Here is a 5,287-nt window from a genome sequence, read left to right as displayed (position 1 = left end):
GGAAAGCGTAATATACGCCACCTCGCGACAGTGAGCTGAAAGCCGCGTCGCGGCACTGCTCTTTAACAATTTATCAGACAATCTGTGTGGGCACTCGAAGATACGGATTCTTGACGTCGCAAGACGAAAAATGAATACCAAGTCTCAGAGTGAACACGTAATTCATTACGAAGTTTAATTCTTTGAGCATCAAACTTTTAAATTGAAGAGTTTGATCATGGCTCAGATTGAACGCTGGCGGCAGGCCTAACACATGCAAGTCGAACGGTAACAGGAAGCAGCTTGCTGCTTTGCTGACGAGTGGCGGACGGGTGAGTAATGTCTGGGAAACTGCCTGATGGAGGGGGATAACTACTGGAAACGGTAGCTAATACCGCATAACGTCGCAAGACCAAAGAGGGGGACCTTCGGGCCTCTTGCCATCGGATGTGCCCAGATGGGATTAGCTAGTAGGTGGGGTAACGGCTCACCTAGGCGACGATCCCTAGCTGGTCTGAGAGGATGACCAGCCACACTGGAACTGAGACACGGTCCAGACTCCTACGGGAGGCAGCAGTGGGGAATATTGCACAATGGGCGCAAGCCTGATGCAGCCATGCCGCGTGTATGAAGAAGGCCTTCGGGTTGTAAAGTACTTTCAGCGGGGAGGAAGGGAGTAAAGTTAATACCTTTGCTCATTGACGTTACCCGCAGAAGAAGCACCGGCTAACTCCGTGCCAGCAGCCGCGGTAATACGGAGGGTGCAAGCGTTAATCGGAATTACTGGGCGTAAAGCGCACGCAGGCGGTTTGTTAAGTCAGATGTGAAATCCCCGGGCTCAACCTGGGAACTGCATCTGATACTGGCAAGCTTGAGTCTCGTAGAGGGGGGTAGAATTCCAGGTGTAGCGGTGAAATGCGTAGAGATCTGGAGGAATACCGGTGGCGAAGGCGGCCCCCTGGACGAAGACTGACGCTCAGGTGCGAAAGCGTGGGGAGCAAACAGGATTAGATACCCTGGTAGTCCACGCCGTAAACGATGTCGACTTGGAGGTTGTGCCCTTGAGGCGTGGCTTCCGGAGCTAACGCGTTAAGTCGACCGCCTGGGGAGTACGGCCGCAAGGTTAAAACTCAAATGAATTGACGGGGGCCCGCACAAGCGGTGGAGCATGTGGTTTAATTCGATGCAACGCGAAGAACCTTACCTGGTCTTGACATCCACGGAAGTTTTCAGAGATGAGAATGTGCCTTCGGGAACCGTGAGACAGGTGCTGCATGGCTGTCGTCAGCTCGTGTTGTGAAATGTTGGGTTAAGTCCCGCAACGAGCGCAACCCTTATCCTTTGTTGCCAGCGGTCCGGCCGGGAACTCAAAGGAGACTGCCAGTGATAAACTGGAGGAAGGTGGGGATGACGTCAAGTCATCATGGCCCTTACGACCAGGGCTACACACGTGCTACAATGGCGCATACAAAGAGAAGCGACCTCGCGAGAGCAAGCGGACCTCATAAAGTGCGTCGTAGTCCGGATTGGAGTCTGCAACTCGACTCCATGAAGTCGGAATCGCTAGTAATCGTGGATCAGAATGCCACGGTGAATACGTTCCCGGGCCTTGTACACACCGCCCGTCACACCATGGGAGTGGGTTGCAAAAGAAGTAGGTAGCTTAACCTTCGGGAGGGCGCTTACCACTTTGTGATTCATGACTGGGGTGAAGTCGTAACAAGGTAACCGTAGGGGAACCTGCGGTTGGATCACCTCCTTACCTTAAAGAAGCGTACTTTGCAGTGCTCACACAGATTGTCTGATGAAAATGAGCAGTAAAACCTCTACAGGCTTGTAGCTCAGGTGGTTAGAGCGCACCCCTGATAAGGGTGAGGTCGGTGGTTCAAGTCCACTCAGGCCTACCAAATTTGCACCGCAAATTTGACGGCGGTAACTACATGGGGCTATAGCTCAGCTGGGAGAGCGCCTGCTTTGCAGGAGGTTGCGGTTCAATGCATAGCTCCACCATCTCTGTAGTGATTAAAAAAAAATACTTCAGGTGTGCAAAGGTTCACTGAGAAGTTTTGCTCTTTAAAAATCTGGATCAAGCTGAAAATTGAAACACTGAACAACGAAAGTTGTTCGTGAGTCTCTCAAATTTTCGCAACACGATGATGAATCGCAAGAAACATCTTCGGGTTGTGAGGTTAAGCGACTAAGCGTACACGGTGGATGCCCTGGCAGTCAGAGGCGATGAAGGACGTGCTAATCTGCGATAAGCGTCGGTAAGGTGATATGAACCGTTATAACCGGCGATTTCCGAATGGGGAAACCCAGTGTGTTTCGACACACTATCATTAACTGAATCCATAGGTTAATGAGGCGAACCGGGGGAACTGAAACATCTAAGTACCCCGAGGAAAAGAAATCAACCGAGATTCCCCCAGTAGCGGCGAGCGAACGGGGAGGAGCCCAGAGCCTGAATCAGTGTGTGTGTTAGTGGAAGCGTCTGGAAAGGCGCGCGATACAGGGTGACAGCCCCGTACACAAAAATGCACATGCTGTGAGCTCGATGAGTAGGGCGGGACACGTGGTATCCTGTCTGAATATGGGGGGACCATCCTCCAAGGCTAAATACTCCTGACTGACCGATAGTGAACCAGTACCGTGAGGGAAAGGCGAAAAGAACCCCGGCGAGGGGAGTGAAAAAGAACCTGAAACCGTGTACGTACAAGCAGTGGGAGCCTCTTAATGGGGTGACTGCGTACCTTTTGTATAATGGGTCAGCGACTTATATTCTGTAGCAAGGTTAACCGAATAGGGGAGCCGAAGGGAAACCGAGTCTTAACTGGGCGTTAAGTTGCAGGGTATAGACCCGAAACCCGGTGATCTAGCCATGGGCAGGTTGAAGGTTGGGTAACACTAACTGGAGGACCGAACCGACTAATGTTGAAAAATTAGCGGATGACTTGTGGCTGGGGGTGAAAGGCCAATCAAACCGGGAGATAGCTGGTTCTCCCCGAAAGCTATTTAGGTAGCGCCTCGTGAATTCATCTCCGGGGGTAGAGCACTGTTTCGGCAAGGGGGTCATCCCGACTTACCAACCCGATGCAAACTGCGAATACCGGAGAATGTTATCACGGGAGACACACGGCGGGTGCTAACGTCCGTCGTGAAGAGGGAAACAACCCAGACCGCCAGCTAAGGTCCCAAAGTCATGGTTAAGTGGGAAACGATGTGGGAAGGCCCAGACAGCCAGGATGTTGGCTTAGAAGCAGCCATCATTTAAAGAAAGCGTAATAGCTCACTGGTCGAGTCGGCCTGCGCGGAAGATGTAACGGGGCTAAACCATGCACCGAAGCTGCGGCAGCGACACTATGCGTTGTTGGGTAGGGGAGCGTTCTGTAAGCCTGTGAAGGTGTGCTGTGAGGCATGCTGGAGGTATCAGAAGTGCGAATGCTGACATAAGTAACGATAAAGCGGGTGAAAAGCCCGCTCGCCGGAAGACCAAGGGTTCCTGTCCAACGTTAATCGGGGCAGGGTGAGTCGACCCCTAAGGCGAGGCCGAAAGGCGTAGTCGATGGGAAACAGGTTAATATTCCTGTACTTGGTGTTACTGCGAAGGGGGGACGGAGAAGGCTATGTTGGCCGGGCGACGGTTGTCCCGGTTTAAGCGTGTAGGCTGGTTTTCCAGGCAAATCCGGAAAATCAAGGCTGAGGCGTGATGACGAGGCACTACGGTGCTGAAGCAACAAATGCCCTGCTTCCAGGAAAAGCCTCTAAGCATCAGGTAACATCAAATCGTACCCCAAACCGACACAGGTGGTCAGGTAGAGAATACCAAGGCGCTTGAGAGAACTCGGGTGAAGGAACTAGGCAAAATGGTGCCGTAACTTCGGGAGAAGGCACGCTGATATGTAGGTGAAGCCCTTGCGGATGGAGCTGAAATCAGTCGAAGATACCAGCTGGCTGCAACTGTTTATTAAAAACACAGCACTGTGCAAACACGAAAGTGGACGTATACGGTGTGACGCCTGCCCGGTGCCGGAAGGTTAATTGATGGGGTTAGCGGCAAGCGAAGCTCTTGATCGAAGCCCCGGTAAACGGCGGCCGTAACTATAACGGTCCTAAGGTAGCGAAATTCCTTGTCGGGTAAGTTCCGACCTGCACGAATGGCGTAATGATGGCCAGGCTGTCTCCACCCGAGACTCAGTGAAATTGAACTCGCTGTGAAGATGCAGTGTACCCGCGGCAAGACGGAAAGACCCCGTGAACCTTTACTATAGCTTGACACTGAACATTGAGCCTTGATGTGTAGGATAGGTGGGAGGCTTTGAAGTGTGGACGCCAGTCTGCATGGAGCCGACCTTGAAATACCACCCTTTAATGTTTGATGTTCTAACGTTGGCCCCGTAATCCGGGTTGCGGACAGTGTCTGGTGGGTAGTTTGACTGGGGCGGTCTCCTCCTAAAGAGTAACGGAGGAGCACGAAGGTTGGCTAATCCTGGTCGGACATCAGGAGGTTAGTGCAATGGCATAAGCCAGCTTGACTGCGAGCGTGACGGCGCGAGCAGGTGCGAAAGCAGGTCATAGTGATCCGGTGGTTCTGAATGGAAGGGCCATCGCTCAACGGATAAAAGGTACTCCGGGGATAACAGGCTGATACCGCCCAAGAGTTCATATCGACGGCGGTGTTTGGCACCTCGATGTCGGCTCATCACATCCTGGGGCTGAAGTAGGTCCCAAGGGTATGGCTGTTCGCCATTTAAAGTGGTACGCGAGCTGGGTTTAGAACGTCGTGAGACAGTTCGGTCCCTATCTGCCGTGGGCGCTGGAGAACTGAGGGGGGCTGCTCCTAGTACGAGAGGACCGGAGTGGACGCATCACTGGTGTTCGGGTTGTCATGCCAATGGCACTGCCCGGTAGCTAAATGCGGAAGAGATAAGTGCTGAAAGCATCTAAGCACGAAACTTGCCCCGAGATGAGTTCTCCCTGACTCCTTGAGAGTCCTGAAGGAACGTTGAAGACGACGACGTTGATAGGCCGGGTGTGTAAGCGCAGCGATGCGTTGAGCTAACCGGTACTAATGAACCGTGAGGCTTAACCTTACAACGCCGAAGATGTTTTGGCGGAAGAGAAGATTTTCAGCCTGATACAGATTAAATCAGAACGCAGAAGCGGTCTGATAAAACAGAATTTGCCTGGCGGCCTTAGCGCGGTGGTCCCACCTGACCCCATGCCGAACTCAGAAGTGAAACGCCGTAGCGCCGATGGTAGTGTGGGGTCTCCCCATGCGAGAGTAGGGAACTGCCAGGCATCAAATTAA

At 52.6% G+C, this 5,287-nt stretch carries 2 tRNA genes and 3 rRNA genes; all 5 read left to right on the top strand.

The window, feature by feature from the left end:
• Nucleotides 1-199: 199 nt before the first annotated feature.
• Nucleotides 200-1,741: ribosomal RNA gene (locus ACFQZ6_RS35535) — 16S ribosomal RNA — on the top strand.
• A gap of 68 nt (nt 1,742-1,809) precedes the next feature.
• Nucleotides 1,810-1,886 (top strand) — tRNA-Ile (locus ACFQZ6_RS35530).
• A 35-nt stretch (nt 1,887-1,921) separates the two neighbouring features.
• Nucleotides 1,922-1,989, top strand: a tRNA-Lys gene (locus ACFQZ6_RS35525).
• Between the two features lie 177 nt (nt 1,990-2,166).
• Nucleotides 2,167-5,069 (top strand): 23S ribosomal RNA (locus ACFQZ6_RS35520).
• A gap of 92 nt (nt 5,070-5,161) precedes the next feature.
• A 5S ribosomal RNA gene (gene rrf, locus ACFQZ6_RS35515) occupies nt 5,162-5,277 on the top strand.
• The 16S, 23S and 5S rRNA genes sit together here with 2 tRNA genes alongside, the layout of an rRNA operon.
• Nucleotides 5,278-5,287: the final 10 nt, after the last annotated feature.

Source organism: Streptomyces flavalbus (assembly GCF_042674625.1).
Taxonomy (GTDB): Bacteria; Actinomycetota; Actinomycetes; order Streptomycetales; family Streptomycetaceae; genus Streptomyces; species Streptomyces flavalbus.
This window is presented reverse-complemented; position numbering and strand designations above follow the sequence as displayed.